15 protein-coding genes and 1 pseudogene are annotated in these 18,956 nt (G+C 70.9%); 10 read left to right on the forward strand and 6 right to left on the reverse strand.

What is annotated here, in order from left to right; all coding sequences use genetic code 11:
- Positions 1 to 479: 479 nt before the first annotated feature.
- Positions 480 to 935, reverse strand: a complete 456-nt coding sequence (locus DEU36_RS15450) for a MarR family winged helix-turn-helix transcriptional regulator (protein ID WP_120265231.1) — start codon at positions 933 to 935, stop codon at positions 480 to 482.
- A gap of 110 nt (positions 936 to 1,045) precedes the next feature.
- Positions 1,046 to 1,801: an SDR family NAD(P)-dependent oxidoreductase gene (locus tag DEU36_RS15455; RefSeq protein ID WP_120265232.1), complete on the reverse strand. Its 756-nt coding sequence runs from the start codon at positions 1,799 to 1,801 to the stop codon at positions 1,046 to 1,048.
- 79 nt (positions 1,802 to 1,880) lie between these two features.
- Here DEU36_RS15455 and DEU36_RS15460 point away from each other — a divergent pair, with 79 nt between their 5' ends.
- Complete coding sequence (locus DEU36_RS15460; RefSeq protein WP_120265233.1) at positions 1,881 to 2,147, forward strand: hypothetical protein; 267 nt, start codon at positions 1,881 to 1,883, stop codon at positions 2,145 to 2,147.
- A 39-nt stretch (positions 2,148 to 2,186) separates the two neighbouring features.
- On the opposite strand, the gene DEU36_RS15465 is transcribed toward DEU36_RS15460, so the two are convergent.
- The gene (locus DEU36_RS15465) at positions 2,187 to 2,564 is read right to left on the reverse strand and encodes a MerR family transcriptional regulator (RefSeq protein WP_120265234.1); all 378 of its coding nucleotides are present in this window, start codon (positions 2,562 to 2,564) and stop codon (positions 2,187 to 2,189) included.
- Between the two features lie 136 nt (positions 2,565 to 2,700).
- Between DEU36_RS15465 and DEU36_RS15470 the strand changes: the two genes are divergently transcribed.
- The gene (locus tag DEU36_RS15470; RefSeq protein ID WP_259455411.1) at positions 2,701 to 4,227 is read left to right on the forward strand and encodes a SulP family inorganic anion transporter; all 1,527 of its coding nucleotides are present in this window, start codon (positions 2,701 to 2,703) and stop codon (positions 4,225 to 4,227) included.
- A gap of 40 nt (positions 4,228 to 4,267) precedes the next feature.
- Here the strand turns inward: DEU36_RS15470 and DEU36_RS15475 are convergent, their stop codons facing one another.
- Both DEU36_RS15475 and DEU36_RS16180 read right to left on the reverse strand, forming a co-directional pair.
- Positions 4,268 to 6,193, reverse strand: a complete 1,926-nt coding sequence (locus DEU36_RS15475) for a sigma-70 family RNA polymerase sigma factor (RefSeq protein WP_183045438.1) — start codon at positions 6,191 to 6,193, stop codon at positions 4,268 to 4,270.
- Between the two features lie 23 nt (positions 6,194 to 6,216).
- Positions 6,217 to 6,456 (reverse strand): hypothetical protein, encoded by a 240-nt coding sequence (locus DEU36_RS16180; protein WP_183045439.1) that lies wholly within the window; start codon positions 6,454 to 6,456, stop codon positions 6,217 to 6,219.
- A 631-nt stretch (positions 6,457 to 7,087) separates the two neighbouring features.
- Between DEU36_RS16180 and DEU36_RS15480 the strand changes: the two genes are divergently transcribed.
- The 8 genes and pseudogenes from DEU36_RS15480 to DEU36_RS15515 form a co-directional block, all read left to right on the forward strand.
- A complete protein-coding gene (locus DEU36_RS15480) occupies positions 7,088 to 8,491 on the forward strand; it encodes an HNH endonuclease signature motif containing protein (protein WP_259455412.1) in 1,404 nt (467 codons plus the stop codon).
- A gap of 179 nt (positions 8,492 to 8,670) precedes the next feature.
- Positions 8,671 to 10,131, forward strand: coding sequence for a LuxR C-terminal-related transcriptional regulator (locus tag DEU36_RS15485; protein ID WP_147374450.1), 1,461 nt, complete (start codon positions 8,671 to 8,673; stop codon positions 10,129 to 10,131).
- A 64-nt stretch (positions 10,132 to 10,195) separates the two neighbouring features.
- Entirely contained in the window at positions 10,196 to 10,492 is a 297-nt protein-coding gene (locus DEU36_RS15490; RefSeq protein ID WP_120265238.1) for an ATP-dependent DNA ligase, read from the forward strand.
- 118 nt (positions 10,493 to 10,610) lie between these two features.
- The gene (locus DEU36_RS15495) at positions 10,611 to 12,098 is read left to right on the forward strand and encodes a UDP-N-acetylmuramoyl-L-alanyl-D-glutamate--2,6-diaminopimelate ligase (RefSeq protein ID WP_120265239.1); all 1,488 of its coding nucleotides are present in this window, start codon (positions 10,611 to 10,613) and stop codon (positions 12,096 to 12,098) included.
- A 70-nt stretch (positions 12,099 to 12,168) separates the two neighbouring features.
- Complete coding sequence (locus tag DEU36_RS15500) at positions 12,169 to 12,537, forward strand: hypothetical protein (RefSeq protein ID WP_147374451.1); 369 nt, start codon at positions 12,169 to 12,171, stop codon at positions 12,535 to 12,537.
- A gap of 142 nt (positions 12,538 to 12,679) precedes the next feature.
- Positions 12,680 to 13,702 (forward strand): SDR family oxidoreductase, encoded by a 1,023-nt coding sequence (locus DEU36_RS15505; RefSeq protein ID WP_120265241.1) that lies wholly within the window; start codon positions 12,680 to 12,682, stop codon positions 13,700 to 13,702.
- A gap of 105 nt (positions 13,703 to 13,807) precedes the next feature.
- Positions 13,808 to 14,722 carry an endo-beta-N-acetylglucosaminidase H gene (locus DEU36_RS15510; protein ID WP_120265242.1) on the forward strand — a complete coding sequence of 305 codons (915 nt, stop codon included), beginning with the start codon at positions 13,808 to 13,810 and terminating at the stop codon, positions 14,720 to 14,722.
- Positions 14,722 to 17,394 (forward strand): annotated as a pseudogene (locus tag DEU36_RS15515) (glycoside hydrolase domain-containing protein); the annotation flags it as partial. The gene DEU36_RS15510 and the pseudogene DEU36_RS15515, both read left to right, overlap by 1 nt.
- Before the next feature lie 467 nt (positions 17,395 to 17,861).
- On the opposite strand, the gene DEU36_RS16380 reads toward DEU36_RS15515, so the two are convergent.
- The gene (locus DEU36_RS16380; RefSeq protein WP_120265244.1) at positions 17,862 to 18,902 is read right to left on the reverse strand and encodes a LacI family DNA-binding transcriptional regulator; all 1,041 of its coding nucleotides are present in this window, start codon (positions 18,900 to 18,902) and stop codon (positions 17,862 to 17,864) included.
- Positions 18,903 to 18,956 lie beyond the last annotated feature (54 nt).

The following is an 18,956-nucleotide window of genomic DNA, read 5'->3' on the forward strand; positions in this document are numbered from 1 at the left end:
CCCGGGTTGCCGGGTGCCCGGGTTGCCGGGTGCCCGGGTGCAAGGGATCGTGGGCGACGCGCCGGGGGAACGGCATCCGGGCCGGGGTGTCGGATCGGATGCCGTGCATCGCGGGCCGCGGCGGCCATCCTCCACATCGCGGGGCCGGGTACGCGCAACGAGGCGGTGGATCGCGAGCGCGGTTATCGCGACGCGATGGGCGAAGCGGGACTCGAACCCGACGTGCTCGATGTGTCGACGGACAGCGACCGAATCATCTAATCGTTGAGCCGCAGCGGGTCGTGCGGGCATCCACCGCCGCCGTCTGAGGTGCCCGCCGGGCAGATCTGTCGTGCTGCCCGCGTGCGCGGATGCTAGGAATCGTGGGCGACACGCCGCGGCCGCGGCATCCGGACCGGGGTGTCGGATCGGATGCCTTGCATCGCGGCACGCGGCACGCGGCACGCGGCACGCGGCACGCTGCCCGCGGCCGAGGGGCGTCAGGCGGCTTCGGCGGCTACGCGCATGCGTGAGAGGAAGTCGACGAGCACGGCGGCGGACCCGGCTGGCATGTCGGCGATGACGTCCTCGACGCGGTGCTGCACGTCGGATCCGGATCGGCGGAGGCTCTCGACGGGGCGGTCGCCGAGCGTCACGAACACCTTGCGGCGGTCGGACGGATGCGGCTGCCGACGCAGATACCCGGAACGCTCGAGGCGATCGAGCATGGCGGTCGTGCTCGCGGACGAGATGCCGAGCTCCTGCGTGATGTTCGAGGGGGTGAGGGTGATGTCGCAGTTCTGCGCCTCGATCAGCTTCTCGAGTGCGATGAGGTCGTTCTCGCAGACCAGCATCGAGTCGCGCAGCCGCAGCCGGATGGCTCCCTCCGCGGCCTCGTAGGCCCACAGCGCATCGAGGACTGCCGACGCCGACGATGTCTCACCCTGCAGTGTCATGACGACTCCCGTACTGATCGGCCTAGCGGCTCAGTCTGTCCGAGCGATCCGGCGAAGGGGAGCCCTTCCCGTGGGAGCGCTCACCTGGTATGGGCAGAGGAAGGTATGCCTCAGTGGACCGAGAACCCGCCGTCGACGGCGATCGCCTGACCGGTGACGTACGCCGAGCCCGGTCCGGCGAGGAAGATCGCTGCGGCAGCGAAATCGTCGGCCCGCCCGTTGCGTCCGACGAAGGTGCGGGCCGCGAGAGCGGTGACCACGTCGGGATCGCTCGCGAGCCGTTCGTTGAGCCGGGTGAGGACGAAGCCCGGGACCAGCACGTTCGACGTCACCCCGGATGCCGACCACGCCTCCGCCTGCGACCGGGCGAGGCCTTCGAGGGCGGCCTTCGACGCGCCGTAGGCACCGCTCGACGCGAACGCGCGGCTCGCCTGCTGCGAGCTGATCGAGATGATCCGGCCGTAACCGCGCTCGATCATCCCGGGCGCGAGCCGCTGGCCGAGGATGAAGGGGGCGTCGAGGTTGACCGCCATCGTGGCATCCCAGGACTGCTCGTCGAGTTCTGCCAGGGGAGGGCGGATGTTGATGCCCGCCGAGTTGACGAGGATGTCGAGGTCGCCGGCCCGATCGGCGAGCTCGTGGCAGCCGGCGCGGGACGAGAGGTCGGCGACGATCCCCGCCGCGAGTCCGCCCTCCATGCGGATCTCTTCGACGGTCTCGTCGACGCGGTCCGATCCGCGTGCCGCGACGATGACCTCGGCGCCGGCCGCGGCCAACGCCCGGGCGATCCCGCGGCCGATGCCCGAGCTCCCGCCCGTCACGAGGGCGCGTCGGCCGGAGAGCCCGAAGAGACTGTGCAGATCCATCCCGCCAGCGTATTGACCGAAAGTCCGTTCGGATGAAGCGTCTAGCAACGATCGAAGAGGTGTTCTATCCTCGTGTGTCATGACCGATACGACGAGCGCACACGACGTGACCCTCTGGCTCGTCGACGACATCCCCGCGCGGATGTTCTACGCGGGCCGGCGCTGGACCGTGAGTGACATCCCGACCCGCTTGCGCGACTCGGTGTGGTCGCTCGCCGCGGACGACGACCGGCGGCGCGGACTCTACGGGTGGCGCTTCCAGGCCACCGACTCGGACGGTGAGGCGTTCGTCTTCGATGTGTACTGCGGTGAGGGCGGGTGGCACGTGCATCGCGCTTACGCCTGAGCCGCAGGGGCGGGTGGCGCCATCCTCGCCATCCTCGGGTCAGATGTCGCTGAGCTGCTCGAGGAACTCGTCGGCCATCGCGACCTGGCGGGTCAGTTTCTCGCGACGCTCGGCGGCGCCCGCGCGGATCGAATCCAGGCGGTCGCGCAGCTCGACGTCGTCGGGTGCGGCCGCGAGGGCTTCGACGACATCGAGGAGTTCGCGCATCTCGTCGAGGCTGTAGCCGAGGGGCTTCATGCGCCGGATCAACAGGATTCGGGCGATGTCGTCCTCGGTGTAGAGGCGGAAGCCACCCTCGGTGCGTGCCGACGGGGTGACGAGGCCGATCTCGTCGTAGTGCCGGAGCGTGCGGAACGACAGTTCGGTCCGCTCGGTCACCTCTCCGATGCGCATGGTGACCTCATCGCGATTCGCCATCAAACCTCACGTTACGTTAGATTCTCGTCGGCGCGTCGTGCGCCGCCCCCATTCTTCCCGCGCCCGGCAGTCGCCGCTGCGCGCGCCCATGCGATCGCCTGCCACCTCGGGTGAGGCACCGACCGAAAGGCACCGAGTGACCGCCGTCACCCCCGCCCGCGACAGCGCCGCGCGCTACCGCATCGAACCCACCGTCCTGCAGGCTCTGCGCAGCCCCCGGCTCCTGACCCGCGAGGTGTTGGCGGGACTCGTCGTCGCCCTCGCGCTCATTCCCGAGGCGATCGCGTTCTCGATCATCGCCGGAGTGGACCCCCGGGTCGGGCTCTTCTCGTCGTTCATCATGGCGGTCGCGATCGCGTTCCTCGGCGGCCGTCCGGCGATGATCACGGCCGCGACCGGTGCGATCGCCCTCGTCATCGCACCGGTGGTGCGTGACCACGGCGTCGACTACCTCGTCGCCACCGTCCTGCTCGGCGGCGCGATCCAGATCGTCCTGGCGGTGCTCGGAGTGGCGAAGCTCATGCGATTCATCCCGCGGTCGGTGATGGTGGGCTTCGTCAACGCGCTCGCGATCCTCATCTTCCTCGCGCAGCTTCCTCAGCTCTTCGGCGACGGCATCCCGTGGCTCGTCTGGCCGCTCGTCGCCGCGGGGCTCGTCATCCTCGTCGTGTTGCCGCGGCTGACGAAGGTGATCCCGGCGCCGCTCGTCACGATCGTGCTGCTCACCGCGGCGGTCGTGGCGTTCGGCTGGCAGGTGCCGACGGTCGGCGACCAGGGGGAGCTGCCGTCGAGCCTGCCCGCGCTCTTCGTGCCCGACGTTCCGCTGACGCTCGACACGCTGCGCATCATCGCTCCTTATGCGCTCGCGATGGCGGTCGTGGGGCTGCTCGAATCGCTCATGACGGCCAAGCTCGTCGACGACATCACCGACACTCGCTCGCGCAAGACCCGCGAGGCGCTCGGACAGGGGGCCGCGAACATCCTCTCCGGCGCGTTCGGCGGCATGGGCGGGTGCGCCATGATCGGCCAGACGATGATCAACGTGAAGGCATCGGGCGCGCGCACGCGCATCTCGACCTTCCTCGCCGGCGTGTTCCTGCTGATCCTCGTGCTCGCGCTCGGCGACATCGTCGCGATCATGCCCATGGCCGCGCTCGTGGCGGTCATGATCATGGTCACGGTGGCGACTTTCGACTGGCACAGCATCAGGCCCGCGACTCTCCGGCGGATGCCGAAGAGCGAAACCGCCGTCATGGTCATCACGGTCGTCGCCACGGTGTGGACGCACAACCTCGCCGTCGGCGTGATCCTCGGTGTCATCGCCGCCATGGTGATGTTCGCCCGTCGCGTCGCGCACTTCGTCACGGTCACCCGAACTCTCGCCTCGGCCGGTGACGAGCCGGCGGCGCGTTACGAGGTCGACGGTGAACTCTTCTTCGCGTCGAGCAACGACCTGACCACGCAGTTCGCCTACGCCGACGACCCCGCGCGCATCATCATCGACATGAGCCGGTCGCACGTCTGGGACGCCTCGACGGTGGCCGCGCTCGACGCTGTCGTGAACAAGTACGAGCGGCACGGCAAGACCGTGACGATCGAGGGTCTCAACGCCACGGCATCCGCTCTGCACGGACGCCTCACCGGCAACGTCGGCGCGTCCTGATCGAGCGGGCCGGGGTGCGGAATCCGGTCGCGGCCGCCGATCAGAACGTGGTGAACGACACGAACGACGGCGGACCGAAGCGGCCCGTGGCGGGATCGATGTATCGCACCGCGAGCGTCACCGGGCCGGGCGATGGCACCATGTATCGCCCCACGAAGATCCCGTCGGCGTCGAGGCGCATCTGCTCGCCGCGCCAGGGCGCGGCGTCGCCGACACGGGCGCGCTGGACGACCAGGTTCGGCTGACCCGTCACGCCGATGTCGAACCCGGATGCCGGCACCGACGAGCTCGCGAGGGGAGCGGTGAACGTCGGTGGCGGCGACACCGTCACAGCGGCGGGCGGGCAGAGCGACGAGAGCTGCCCGTCGACGCGCTGCCGTGCCGACAGCGCATGCCGGCCCGGGGGCAGGTAGGCCGCGGCATCCGTCTGGTCGCGTCCGCCCGAGAGGTCGGATGCCGTCCACGCGCCGTCGGCGTCTGCCTCGATGCGGGCCCAGACCGTGCCGTTCTCGTCGACGACCTCGACGACGGCGCCGGGGGTCGCCGTGCCCGAGATCAGCGGGTAGACGCTCGGCCCGGCGCTGCTGTCGACCGTCATCGTCGGCGCGGCGGGCGCGGTGACGACGGGCGGCTGCGAGGTGTCAGGAGTCGGGGTGGGGTTCGGCGTCGGGGTCGGGGTCGGGGTGTGCTCCGAGGCGCCGGTATCGACGGGAGAGTTCGGCGCGGGGATGGGGCGAGGGCTGGGCGCAGAGCGCTCGTGCGCGTCGGGGGTCGCGTCGTGCGGCGGCTGCGCAGGCGGTTCGGCGACCGGGGGCGCCTCGGAGGTCGGGCTCTCAGACACAGCGCCGGCCGCGCGCGCGTCGGACGATGTGCGGTGCAGGTGCGGCTCTGACTCGGTCGCCCGCGGGGGAGCAGTCGTCGGTTCGGTGAGCGGCAGGGTGACGGCGATCGCCGTTCCCGCCGCGGCGACGGCAGCGACGACGACGAACAGGGGACGACGCCATCCCGACCGCGTGGCGGATCGTGCGGCTCGTCGTGAGGTCGGTGCGCCCGTGGTGGTGCCGCGCGGGGTGCCGGTGGTGATGCCGGCGCCGGTGCCGCCGGTCGCGCCCGTCGCGCCTGCGGGGCCGAGGGCGAAGGTCGCGACCTGTGCAGCACCCGACTGCGTCCACGCCGTGTACGACGCGGCAGCCGGGATGCCGACCACGAGGGGAACGAGCACGAGCGCCAGCCGCGATGAGACGTCGCGTGCCTCGACCCAGGCGAGCGCGCATCCCTCGCACGTCGAGAGGTGCTGCTCGACGCGCCGCGTGTCGCGCCGCGACAGGCCCGATCGCGAATGCGCCCCGAGCAGTTCGAGGGTCTCGCGGCACTCCTCGTTGTCGGCGCGGCGGAGCTGCGCCGACACCCACGCATCGCGGAAACCGCGCCGTGCGCGCACGACAAGAGCGGATGCTGCGTTCGGGGCGAGACCGAGCAGCGGTGCGAACTGGCGCGGCTTCAGACCGTCGACCTCGCTGTACCAGAGGGCTTCCTGCCAGCGGGTGGGGAGGGTCGCGAACGCCGACGCGACAGCGCTCGAGTCGAAGCCCGCGATCGTCGACCATTCGGCGTCGGGAGCCGTCTCGTCGGCGGCATCCTCCAGGTCGGTGGCGTACACCTGCTGCTGCTGCGCGCCCCACTTGTGGGCGACGTTGCGGACCGACGTCAACAGGTACGGTCGGAACCCCATCGAAGGCCCGCCACCGCGCCGGATGGCGGACAGGATGCGGGCGAACGCCTCAGCGACGACATCATCGGGATCGAGCGACGAGTATGCGCGAGCGACGGCGTGAGCGGCGGCCGAGTGGCGCAGCCAGAGCTCGCCGTAGGCGCGTTCATCATGATTCCGGGCGCGCTCGACGAGCTCGTCATCGGACGCTGCGGCGGTCTGTGTGCGCGGCTCGTTGTCGTCGGAAGACGCCAACCTCAAGCGGTGCGGCGCCGTCGTCATCGCGACATGTGGGGGTAGGCGGACGGTCCGGCACCCAGCCGGGCGAGCGGGTCGGATCGTTCGGCATCGCCGATCGCCTCGACGTTGCGCAGATGACGGGTGAGAGCCGCGTAGACCTCGGGTGAGAAGCCGTCGCAGGCGAGAGTGGCGATCACCGCATCGCCGCGCGACTTGTCGGTGATGAGAATGAGGCGGGCCGTGGCGCTGTCGCCGTCCGCAGCGCGCGACGAGCACACGAACCCGACATCGCGGCGATGCCACGAGTGTTCGCGGGTGCTCGACCAACCCCAAGTGACCCGGACGGTCGCGCCGCTGATCTCGACCGTGGCCGGGCGGATCGCTCCGGCAGGAGTGCTGCTTCGGCGGGTTCGTATGCGACCGATCGGACACGCGGCTGACCGGAAGGTGATCGTGCTCAGGCATGCCGCGGACGGGGTCCGGGGATAGTGGTGCGTAGGGGTGTGGGGCTGGTCGGGGGAGTGGTTCAGCTGGTGCCGGCGGTTGCGGGCGCCGGTGTGGGCGCGGTCGCCGGCGCGTCGGAAGGAGGGCCGGGTCCGGGTCCGGCTTCTCGTCGCCGGAGGCGCCGGGAGCGTGTTCGTCGCAGCGTGCATGCTGATGAGACACCGGCGATGGCGAATCGTGACGCGAAAAGGCGGAATTCCTTGCCGGGCGAGATCGGGTGCGGGGTGGGGGTCGCGGGGTGGGGGTCGCGGGGTGGGGGTCGCGGGGTGGGGGTCGCGGGATGGTGAGGGTGGGATGGCGCCCTGGTGGGACCATTGGTTCCTCCCCACGTGGCGCCGTTCGCTGACTTTTGTGATCGAACAGAGATTCGATAGCGATGTCGTACCTCGCTGCCACAATGGGAACATGGCAGCGAACTACAGGAGCGGTGAGGTGCGATGCGGTGACTCCGCGCCCCCACAGGTGCTCGCGTTCGCGAGGTACGCGGAAGCGCTCGATCTCTCGCATGCCGCGGATGTTGCGCGGATGCGTGCGTTGGCTGACCTGGGACGGTCGGCGTTGCGTGAGGCCCGGCGAGACGGGGTGCGGGGCTTGGCGTCCGACATGGAACTGCGGTCGGTCGCGGCTGAAGCTGCCGGGATGGCGCGGTTGACCGACCGCCGGTTGCAGGGCGAGATCGACCATGCGATGACCGTCATCGATGACTACCCGGCTGTGTTCGCGGCGTGGGTGGAGCGGCGGATCGAACGCGGACACGTCGATGTGGTCGTGAAGGCCGGGGCGGGGCTGCCGGACGAGGTGCGCGGTGAGTTCGCGGAGGCTGCGATCGGCGTGTGCGAGCGGGACGTGCCCTCACGAGTGCGTGGTGCGCTTGAGGTGTTGGCGGCGCGGGTGCACCCGCGATCGTTCACGGAGCGGCATACGGCGGCGGCGGCGGAGCGGTGCGTGCGGGTGTTCCACGGGACCGACGGGATGTCGAACCTCGTCGCCAACCTTCCCACCGTCATCGCTGCGGGGATGCTTGACCGGCTGACGCAGATGGGGCAGTCCGTCAAGGACGCCCGGGCGGAGGGTGCGGATGCTGCGGGGGCTGGCGGTTCGGGCGCGGATGCCGCGGGCGGTGCGGGTTCGGAGGTTGTGCCGGATGCGAGGACGATGGATCAGCTGCGGGCTGACATCCTCGGCGACCTCGTCCTCAGCGGAGCACCCGTGGTCGATCCGACCTACGGGACAGACCGGGCCGGTGGGCTCGGGGCGATCCGCGCACGCGTCCAGGTCGCCGTCACCGCGCAGACCCTGACCGGCGACGACGAGCACCCGGCCGAGGCCGTGGGCGCCGGGTTGATCGATGCCGACACCGCCCGCCAGCTCGCCGCGCAGGTCTCCGAATGGGATCGATTGTTCATCGACCCCGTCACCCGCACCCCGGTTGAGATCGACACGTACCGGCCCACCGTCGCGATGAAGAAACTCCTCACCGCCCGAGACCAGCACTGCAGGTTCCCCGGATGCCGCAGAGCCGCGATCCGGTGCGAACTCGACCACACCATCGACTACGCCCTCGGCGGGCACACCCACATCTACAACCTCGCCCACCTGTGCCAGCGGCACCATTCGATGAAGCAATTCACGAGATGGGACGTGCGGCAGATCGGCGGCGGGGTCCTCGAATGGACCTCGCCCCTGGGGTGGGTCTACCGCGAAGACGTACCGACGCCGGCCGTGTGCTTCACCGCCAACGCCGCCGACCCAACACCGGACGGCCGACCCGGTGATACACCGCCAGCCGGATCACCACCACCCTTCTGACCCGACGGGCCGGCGTCCGGGGTTCGATGTTGCCGCGCGATGCTCCCTCCTCTTACTCCTGGCATCCGCGCGCGACGCGACGATCTCGAGAAGTCGCGTCACGATGCGGGCCTCGCGGCGTCCCTCATATGACGATGCGACGACCGCATCGCGTGATCCAGACACTCCGGAGACCCATCGTGACGATCGAGCGCCGCGCCATCCCGCATCCCAGCCGCACCCACGAGCTGCGGGCCACCGCGCATCGCGTCGTCGCGGGCAGTCTGCCCGGCGCCCGGCCCGGGCGACCCACCCAGGTCGACCTGGCGCGGCTGCGCACGCTCGACGTCGGCGCGACGCCGCAACTGTGGACCGAGTCGAACGTGCACCTGCTCGAAGGGATGCTCATCGCCCGCGTGCGACTCGACGACCTCGACGGCGCGCTCGCCCTCGTCGACGGCCACTTCACCGAGGGGCGTCTGCGGGCCCGCGCCGTGCTGGGGCTCGATGCGCTGGGATCGCTGTTCGCGGCGGTGGCCGAGGTGTACGCGGCGGCAGGACGCCCGCGCGATGCCGGCCTCTACGCATCGCGAGCGCTCACCTTCGCCGACAGCCACGCCGTGCGTTACCGCGCCGCGGCCGTGCAGACCCTGGTCTTCGCGGTGAACGGCGAGTTCGACGCCGCGGCGAGATCCCGCAATATGTGCGCCGAGCTGGGGCGCGCGAACCGCTGGAACGTCGCCGACACCGACTACGCCCTCGCCCTCGCCGACATCCTGCTGGCAGCCGGCGCATTCGACGCGGCACGCGTCTCGCGCGCCGCCGCAGCGCTACGATCGCGCGCTCCCCGTGACCCTTACGCGCAGCACGCGGCCGCGACGGCGGACGCCCTCGCCCTCGTCATCCTCGGTGACCTCACCGCAGGCGCCGCCGGCCTGCGAACGGCGCTCGGCGGTGCCTGGGCGCACCTCAGCCACCGGCTCATCCGCGAGCTGGCGCTCGCCGCCCTCGCGGACGCGACCCTGGCCCAAGGCGCCGCCCGCCGTGCACTGTCCCTGCTCGACGGCCCCACGTCAACACCGAGCCACACCGTGTGCTTCGAGGCGCAGCGCGCGGCCGCCCACCTCGCGCTCGGCGACGAACGCGCCGCACTCGATGCCACCGACGTTTGCCTCGCGCTCGGCGCGGAGCACTGCCCGCGCACCCTCGCCATCGTCCTGGTGCGCCGCGCCGTGGCGCGAGACCGCCTCGAGCAGCCCGACGCCGCCGACGCCCTGTTCGACGAGGCCTGCGGCCTCGCCCTGCACACCGGCGACCTCATCGCGCCGTTCGTCACGATCCCGCACGCGCAGCTCGCCCCGTTGGAGCACCGACTCCGCGACCGGCGCCCCGATCTCGCCGCACGCATCAGCGCGGCCATCGAGCCCCTGCGGCTTCGCGACCCCCGCCCGCCGAGGCAGGCTCTTCCCGCGCTCACCCCCCGCGAACGATCCGTGGCCATGGCGCTGCGCGACGACAAGACGTACGCCGAACTCGCGCACCAGTTCACCGTCTCGATCAACACCATCAAGTCGCAGCTGCGTTCGCTCTACGCCAAGTTGGGCGTCTCGAGCCGCAGCCAGGCGGTCAGCATGCTCGAACGCCACGGGTTCTACTTCTGAGCGCGGCCCGCGGCGGACGATAGCAGTCGGCCCTACGCGCACCACAGCCACCTAAGCTTTGCCCGTGGGCAGATTCTTCTACGACAACGCGGCGAACTTCGTCGAGATCGACGATCGTGCGCTCGCGCACCTCCGGCTGGTCCTGATGACCAAGCTGCGGCGCGGCGAACCGCTGATGTTCGAGACGACCTCGCCCCACGGCACGAGCCGCCGCGACTTCTGGCTGCACCCCACGATCTCGGTCCAGTTCCAGTTCGCCGGCAGCCGGCAGCCGCAGATCAACCCGAAGTGGATCGACGCCCTCATGGAATCGGCCAACAGTGCCGACGGCCTGCGGATGGTGCCCGAACCCCAGGGCTGATGTCCGCTGGCTTAAGCGGCGCTTACGTTACAGTGCCAATCTCAGACTCCATCGAGTCCTTGCTCCGGGTTGCCGCCCGTTCCGGGGACCATCGGGTCAGAGAGCAGTGGGGCGGGAGATGCAGGACGCTGGGCAGGGTCGGAACCTCGACCCCGAATGGTGGGCGACGGGGGTCGCCGGGGGGAACGTACCCGGCGGACGCCTGCGCGGCGACAGTCGCACGGTGCAAGCCGGCGACGTCTTCGTCGCGCTCGGCCGCGACGAGCGGGTGCGCGAGCACATCACGCAGGCTCTCGAACGCGGCGCGGCCCTCGTCCTGACCGACGCGAGCGTCACCCACGTCGACGACCGCGTGCGCGGCATCCCGCACCTGACGACTGTCATCGGGCGCCTGGCCGACCAGTACACCGGACACCCGTCCGCGAACATGACCCTCGTGGGGGTCACCGGCACGAACGGCAAGACGTCGACGGTGCAGCTGCTCGCGCAGAGCTGGCAGATCCTCGGTCATCGCGCGGCCACGATCGGCACGCTCGGCGCCGGCCTGTTCGGCGCCCTCGCCAAGACCTCGCTCACCACTCCGTCGGTGGTCGACATGCACGAACTCCTCGCCGACATCCGTCACGCGGGCGCCGACGCGGTCGCGATCGAGCTGAGCTCGCACGCGCTCACGCAGGGGAGGGTCGACGGATGCCATTTCGACATCGCCGCGTTCACCAACCTCACCCGCGACCACCTCGACTACCACGAGTCGATGGAGGCTTACGGGCAGGCCAAGCAGCGGATCTTCCACCTGCCCGGCGTCCGGGCCGCGGTCCGCAACCTCGACGATCCCTACGTCGCGGGCATCGCACTGCCGACCGGGCTGACGGATGTCGGCGTGTCGACCGTCGGGGCGCCGACGGCGACCATTCGCGCCGACAACATCCGGGTACGCCCCGACGGCGCCGACTTCATCCTGACGATCGACGGTGAGAGCTACGACGTCGCCTCACCGCTCATCGGCCGGTTCAACGTCGACAACCTCGCGATGACGGCAGGCGTCCTCCACGCGCAAGGCACCGCGCCCGACGCGATCGCGGCAGCGGTGCGCGCCATCCGCCGGGTTCCCGGCCGCATGCAGGTCGTCTCGCCCGGGGTCGGTCCGCAAGTCGTGGTCGACTATGCCCACACGCCCGACGCGCTGCGCCAGGCGCTCATCGCCCTCTCGAGCGGTCCCGGACGACTGAGCGTGGTGTTCGGCTGCACGGGCGACCGCGATCGCGGCAAACGACCCGAGATGGCGGTCATCGCCGAAGAGATCGCCCAGACGATCATCGTCACCGACGACGACATCCATCACGAGGACGGCGACGCGATCGTCGCCGATATCCTCGCCGGGTTCCGCTCGCTCGAGAGGGTCCGCGTCATCCGTGACCGCGCCTCGGCGATCGCGGAAGCGGTGGCCGCAGCAGCACCCGACGACACGATCCTCATCGCCGGCAAGGGGCACGAATCGGTGCAGATCGTCGGCGACGACGCCGTCGCGTCCGACGACGTCTCGATCGCCGCCGGCGCGCTGCGGTCCTGGCGTGAGCGGCACGCGCTGCTGCCCGACGCGCGGTAGTTCGATCCAGCACCGCGTCCAGCCGGAAACGGCGGGCGTTTTCATTCGGGTTATGGCAAGATTCGACGTGATGAGCGACGATATCCACCGCGTCCCCGTGCGGACGAAGACTCTCCTCGAGGAGTGGGTCGCCGAGTTCCTCGAGCAGGGGAAGGCGCCCGGCGTCTCGGTCAAGGTCGCCATTCAAGACGGGTCGGACGGGCTCGACACCGGGCTCGTCATCGTGCACCTCGAGAATGCGCCTGCCGACGTCTACATGCAGCCGCGGGCCATCGACGACCCCGAATGGGAAGCGACGCTCACCGCCCGCTCCGACGACCTCACCCTCACGCCGTACCAGATGGCTGGTCTCGCCGCAGAGGTCGCCTTCGCGGGAAACCTCTGCACCTTCCTGCAGTTCAAGTCGATCGAATGGGACCGCATGTCGGGCATGCGCTGAGCGCGCCCGGACCGTTCCCCTGCACCGTCCCCTAGACCATTCCTCGCGGCCTGGCAACGGCTGCGCTCTCGCTCGCGCACGTGCCGACAATGGTCGCGATCGCGAGCTTCCACCGTGGATGCCTCGGTGGAAGGAGATCGTCATGGTCGCATCGAGCGGGCGCGGAGTCGCCGTCGTCACCGGAGGAAGCGCGGGCCTGGGGCGGGCGATCGTCCGAGAGCTCGCGCGTCGCGGCTGGGATGTCGCGGTCCTGGCGCGCGGCCGTGACGGCCTCGACGGCGCCGTCGCCGACATCGAGGCCGCCGGACGGCGCGCGTTCGCGGTGTCGGTCGACGTCGCCGACGCGGATGCCGTCGACCGCGCGGCAGCCGATGTCGAGGAGAGCCTCGGACCGATCGACCTGTGGGTCAACAACGTCATGTCGGGGGCGATCGCCACCTTCCTCGACACGACGCCGGGTGACTTCGACCGCGCCACGGCGGTGACCTACCTCGGCGCCGTCAACGGCACGCGGTCGGCGCTCCGGCGGATGCGCGACCGCGACCACGGTCACATCATCCAGATCGGGTCGGCGCTCGCCCACCGCGGCATCCCCCTGCAAGCCGCCTACTGCGGTGCGAAGCACGCGATCCACGGATTCACGGATGCCGTCGTGTCCGAGCTCACCCACGAGAAGAGCCGCGTCGCCGTCTCGATCGTCGACATGCCCGCCCTCAACACGACCCAGTTCGGCTGGGTGAAGTCGAACTTCGCGCAGCATCCGCAGCCGGTGCCGCCCATCTTCCAGCCCGAGGTCGGAGCGCGGGCCGTCGCCGACGTCGCCGACCGGCCGCGCCGGCGGACATGGGTGGGCGAGTCGACCGTCGGTCTCATCCTCGGCACGCGCGTCGCGGGCCGCTTCCTCGACTGGTACCTCGCCAAGAACGCGTGGGAAGGGCAGTTCGCCCCCGGGTCGGACGCACCCGCGACACCGCCGAACCTGTATGAGCCGGTGCCGGGCGACCACGGTGCGCACGGCGCATTCGACGACCGCGCACGGGGCGAGAGCCTGCAGACCTGGGCCATCCGTCATCGCGCGCCGCTGTACGCCGCGGCATCGGCGGCAGCGTCCGCGGCGGTCGTGGGGGTCATCGCCGGAGCGAGGGCGCTGCTGCAGCGTCGTTGACGCTCCGCCGAACCGGGGCCGCGCCCGTTGACTAATTCGGTTAAGTCGGGTTCGCTGGCACGCGTCGGCACCGTGCCGACGACAGCGAACTCAACGAGGAGCATCATGTCGAGGACCCCCCGCCCCGCCCGCCGTTCCGCCGCGCTCGCCGCGCTCGCGGCGGCCGCGCTGGCCACAGCCGCATTCGCGCCCGGTACCGCCGCGTCGGCCGCGTCGGCCGCGTCGACCGACCCGCTGACCGTTGCGTACGTCGAGGTCAACAGCAACGAGCTCCGGACCGTCGGCGACTACGAGCTGGCCGACGGCTCGAACGCGTTCGACGTCGCCATCATCTTCGCCGCGAACATCAATCACGACGGCACCGGGGCCGTGCTGCACCTGAACGATCAGGTGACAGCCACCCTCGAGGATGCCGACACGCAGATCCGGCCCCTGCAGGACAAGGGCATCAAGGTCACCCTGTCGCTGCTCGGCAACCACCAGACTGCCGGCTTCGCCAACTTCCCGTCGCAGGCCGCCGCCGCGGCCTTCGCCGACCAGGTCGCCGCCGTGGTCGAGCAGTACGGTCTCGACGGCGTCGACATCGACGACGAGTGGGTCACGTACGGCTCGAACGGCGTGCCGGCGGCGAACGCCGACTCCGCTCGGTGGCTCGTCGACGCGCTCGATGCGAAGCTGCCGGCCGGCAGCATCATCTCGCTCTACGACATCGGCGCCGCGGCCGCGAGCCTGAAGTCCGCTCCGGCATCGGTGCTCGACAAGCTCGACTACATCTGGAACCCCTATTACGGGCAGTACAACATCCCCGCCTACCCGGGGGTCGGCAAGGACCGCCTCGGTCCCGCCGCGATCGACCTGACGCAGACGTCGGCGACGACGGCGGCGAACCTCGCCCGCCGTACCGTGGACGAGGGGTACGGCGTCTACGTCACCTACAACCTGACCGCGGGCGACCGCAGCTCGTACGTGTCGTCGTTCACGCGCCAGCTCTCGGGTCAGGAAGCGGTCTACGTCGGCTGATGGTCGACATTCCTACGCGGGGTCCCCGCGTCCGCCGCGCCGTCCCCGCCTTCGCACCCGCCGACACCGCCGAATCCGACCGGCGTCGCTGCTTCCGGATCGACGTCGGTGCCGGCCCGTCCGTGACCGACCTGCCCGCTGCGAACGAGCAGCCCGACCTGCGCGGGCGCCGTGTCGCGGCGGGGGAACAGCTCACCGTCGACGTGTTCCCCGTCGCGGTGGAGTCGGGTGAGGGGGCCGCCGACGATCGCTACGCGGCGACCGCCGTGGCCGTCGATCTCGTGTTCGACGACGGCACCACCCTCTCGGAGGCCGGCGCGCGAGACCAGTACGGCGACGCCGTCGACCCCCTCGCGCAGGCGCGCTCGAAGCGCCTCTGGGTCGATCAGTGGAACCGCCGCACCGTCGACCTCGCGGCCGTCGTCGGGCGCCGGATCACGGGCGTGCGCGTGGTCATCGGCCCGGGTTCGGGCGAGCGCACCGTGTTCGTCGCGCCGCCCGTCATCGAGCCTGTGCCGCATCGCCCGGAGCATCTGCTGGGATGGGCCGACACCCGTCGCGGCACCCGGGGCTCGGATCGCTTCTCGCGTGGGAACACCGCGCCCATCGTGACCCTGCCCCACGGCGGCGTCTTCGCGCTGCCGATGACCGATGCCTCGGCGGGCAACTGGCCCTATCGCTACCAGGTCGACCGCCCGGCGATCCAGGCGTTCGCGACGAGTCATATCCCGAGCCCGTGGATCGGCGACCGTGGTGTGTTCGAGCTCATGCCGAGCCCGAGCGAGAAGCCGCAGCGCGACCGTCGCAAGCGGGCGCGCCGATTCGCCAGGGCCGGCGAACACGCATCCCCGCACGAGTACCGGGTCGAGCTCGACGGAGTCTCGGTGCTGCTGACCGCGGCCCGCCATGCCGTGGGCATGCGGTTCCGCTCGCACTCGGACAAGCTGTCGGTCGTCGTCGATCACCTGGGCGAAGCGGTCTCGGCCGCGTGGGCGGAACACGACGGGGCACTGCACCTCGACGTCCACCTCCGCGACGGCGGCGGTCGCCCCGACCACCATGTGCACGCCGTGCTGCCGGGGGTTCGCCGCCACGACCTCGCGCTCTCACGCGGCTCGCTGCGCGGCGCGATCGTCTTCGAGCGACCCGCCGTCGACATCGTCGTGGGGATGTCGACGATCGACGCCGCGCAGGCGGCCGAGAACGCCCGTGCCGGCGGCGGCATCGACAGCATGCGCGCCGCGGCGGAGGCGGCGTGGCGCGGGGTGTTCGAACGGTTCGAGATCTCAGCGCAGGGCGCCGTCTCGGACGACACCCTCCGCTCGATAGCCGGATCTCTCGCCCGCGTCTTCAGCTACCCCAACGCCCACGACGAGCCGTCGCCCGGCGGCCCCCGCTACCGCAGCCCGGTCGACGGGGTCGTGCGGTCCGGCACCTACTCCTCGAACAACGGATTCTGGGACACCTACCGCACCGCCTGGCCGCTCCTCGGGCTCCTCGCCCCGCGCACCGCCGCGGCCCTCGCCGACGGCTTCGTGCAGCACTTCCGCGACGCCGGGTGGGTCGCCCGGTGGAGCGCACCCGGACCGGTCGATTCGATGACCGGCACGACGAGCGACACGGTCTTCGCCGGGCTCGAAGCGCTGGGCGTCGCGATCGACACACGGGAGGCCTACCGGTCGGCCCTGCGGCACGCGACGGTGCCCGCCGCGGATCCGCGGGTCGGTCGCAAGGGGCTCCGTCCCGCGATCTTCCGCGGCTTCACCGACACCGACACGCACGAGGGCATGTCGTGGACGCTCGACAACGCGATCAACGACGCCGCCGCCGCCCGGCTCGCCCGTGCGCTGATCCGGGACGAGACGGATGCCGCCGAGCGCGACCGTCTCGCCGCCGAGGCCGACTACCTCGCGCGCCGCGCGCTCGCCTACCGTTCGGTGTTCCGTCCCGGCCTCCGCCGGTACGGCGACCACGACCTCGGCTTCTTCCTGGGGCGACGCCCGGACGGCGAGTGGCGCGTGGGCGCGGACGAGTTCGACCCCGCCGAGTGGGGGTACGACTACACCGAGACCAACGCGTGGGGCACGATGTTCACTGCGCCGCACGACGGGGCGGGGCTCGCCGCGCTGCACGGGGGCGAGCAGGCGCTCGGCGCCGCGCTCGACGTCTTCTTCGCCACGCCCGAGACCGCCGCCCCCGACCTCGTCGGCTCGTACGGGTTCGTCATCCACGAGATGAGCGAGGCGCGCGATGTCCGTATGGGCATGCTGGGCCTGTCCAATCAGCCCGCTCACCACATTCCGTTCATGTACTGCTTCGCGGGGCGACACGATGACGCCCACCGGATCGTCGTCGAGGCCCGTGACCGGCTCTTCGCCGGCTCGGACATCGGGCAGGGCTATCCCGGAGACGAGGACAACGGCGAGATGTCGGCGTGGTACCTCTTCGCGGTGCTCGGCCTCTACCCGCTGGTTCCCGGCGCGGGCGAGTTCGTGCTGACGCCGCCGCTGCTGCCCCGCGTCGTGCTGCATCCGGAGGGGCGTGAGCGCCCCCTCGAGATCATCACGACCGGCGCCGGGCGGCCGTACATCCGAGAGGTGCGCATCGACGGGCGGGTGTGGGAGCGCATCGCGGTGCCCCCGGATGTCGTCCGTCGAGCCGAACTCATCGAGGTGGAGCTCTCGGACGAACCAGCGGGGTGGGCGAAGACGACACGGCCCACATCCTTCAGCGTCGAGTTCGACGCACCGCCGCTCGTCGATCTGCTCGAGGTCGTGCCGCGATCGGTCACCGACGACATCGGCGAGAGCGTCCTGTGCCTCGAACCCGGCGACGCCGTCGACCTCCCGCTGCGCGCTTCGTCGAGCATCGGGCTCTACACGGTCACGCTCGCGGGGCGGCCCGCGCCGCTGCCGGTGAGGTGTCCCGACCCGGGCTCGCCCGCAGCGGTCACGACGGTGTCCTGGCGGCTGCGCGGGCGCACCCCGTCGGGGGAGTGGTTCGACCTCGACGAACGCGTCGACGAACCTTCTGGTGAAGAACTCCACATCGCGTCGCAGACCCGGCCGTTCGCTACGCGGGGTGGGGTCCCTGACATCGCATGGGTGCGTTTCGAAGCGGTGACCCGGATCGATCTCGCTCAGCTGGAGGTCTTCGCCGGGCCGGTGCTCTCGCGCGCGGACAGCGCGGGCGGGGCCGCGGCGACGGATGCCACCGGGCCGTCCGACCCGATGACATCCATCAAGGTCCGCGCGGCGAGCTCCCCGAGCGCATAGGTGTCGCGCGTGAGCGCCGTGATCGAGGGGCGCACGAGTCTCATCGCGATCGAGTCGTCGAAGCTCGCGACCGAGACGTCGCCGGGGATCGAGACGCCGAGCTCCTGGGCGACCCGCAGACCCGCGAGCGCCAAGACGTCGTTGTCGTAGACGATCGCGGTCGGTCGGTCACCGCCGGCGAGCAGCGAGTGGGTGGCCTCAGCCGACTGCTCGGCGGAGTAGTCCGTCGCCACGGAGAGCGGCGCCGGGGCGCCGTAGCGCCGAGCGCACTCGCTCAGGGCGGAACGGCGCAGCTCGGTGTGCTCGAAGTCGAGCGGCCCCGTCACGTGCGCGACGCGACGGTGCCCGAGGTCGAAGAGCGTCTCGAAGAGCGCCGTGGCCACGGCGTGGTCGTCGATCCAGACGCTCGGGATCGCCGCATCGATGCTCGGGTGGCTGCCGATCTGCACCGCCGGCAGGTCGAGTTCGGCCAGGAGCGCGATGCGCGCGTCGTCGCGGCGCGGGTCGACGACGATCACCCCGTCGACGCGCTGCGTCGCCTGCCACGTGCTGTAGGCGGCGAGCTCCTCCTCGAGTGACGAGACGACGAGGGTCTGCAGGCCGGTGTGGGTCTCCGACAGTCCCGCCTGGATGCCGGCCATGAGTTCGGGGAAGAACGCTTCGGTGCCGAGGGTCCGCGCGGGGCGGTTGATGACGAGCCCGATGACGTCGACGCGCGAGCGCCCGAGCGCGAGCGCCGCGGAGTTGGGTCGGTACCGAAGCTCGGCGGCGACGGCGAGCACGCGTTCGCGCAGCTCGACGCTCACCCCGGGACGGTCGTTGAGCGCGAACGACACGGCCGCTTTCGAGACACCGAGCCGCCGGGCGATGTCGGCGATGGTCGCCCGTTTGCGCGGTGTGTTCATCGGTTCCTCCTCGCGAGCTGAACCGGATAAGTGATCCTTGACTTACTCGGTTTA

Source organism: Microbacterium sp. AG238, assembly GCF_003610405.1.
Lineage (GTDB): Bacteria > Actinomycetota > Actinomycetes > Actinomycetales > Microbacteriaceae > Microbacterium.

Excerpts from the sequence above, each read along its gene's own strand:
- DEU36_RS15450 (WP_120265231.1), bottom strand. The coding sequence starts at position 935 with ATGACACTGCAGGGTGAGACATCGTCGGCGTCGGCAGTCCTCGATGCG.
- DEU36_RS15455 (WP_120265232.1), bottom strand. The coding sequence starts at position 1,801 with ATGGATCTGCACAGTCTCTTCGGGCTCTCCGGCCGACGCGCCCTCGTG.
- DEU36_RS15460 (WP_120265233.1), top strand. The coding sequence starts at position 1,881 with ATGACCGATACGACGAGCGCACACGACGTGACCCTCTGGCTCGTCGAC.
- DEU36_RS15465 (WP_120265234.1), bottom strand. The coding sequence starts at position 2,564 with ATGGCGAATCGCGATGAGGTCACCATGCGCATCGGAGAGGTGACCGAG.
- DEU36_RS15480 (WP_259455412.1), top strand. The coding sequence starts at position 7,088 with ATGGCAGCGAACTACAGGAGCGGTGAGGTGCGATGCGGTGACTCCGCG.
- DEU36_RS15495 (WP_120265239.1), top strand. The coding sequence starts at position 10,611 with ATGCAGGACGCTGGGCAGGGTCGGAACCTCGACCCCGAATGGTGGGCG.
- DEU36_RS15500 (WP_147374451.1), top strand. The coding sequence starts at position 12,169 with ATGAGCGACGATATCCACCGCGTCCCCGTGCGGACGAAGACTCTCCTC.
- DEU36_RS15505 (WP_120265241.1), top strand. The coding sequence starts at position 12,680 with ATGGTCGCATCGAGCGGGCGCGGAGTCGCCGTCGTCACCGGAGGAAGC.
- DEU36_RS15510 (WP_120265242.1), top strand. The coding sequence starts at position 13,808 with ATGTCGAGGACCCCCCGCCCCGCCCGCCGTTCCGCCGCGCTCGCCGCG.
- DEU36_RS16380 (WP_120265244.1), bottom strand. The coding sequence starts at position 18,902 with ATGAACACACCGCGCAAACGGGCGACCATCGCCGACATCGCCCGGCGG.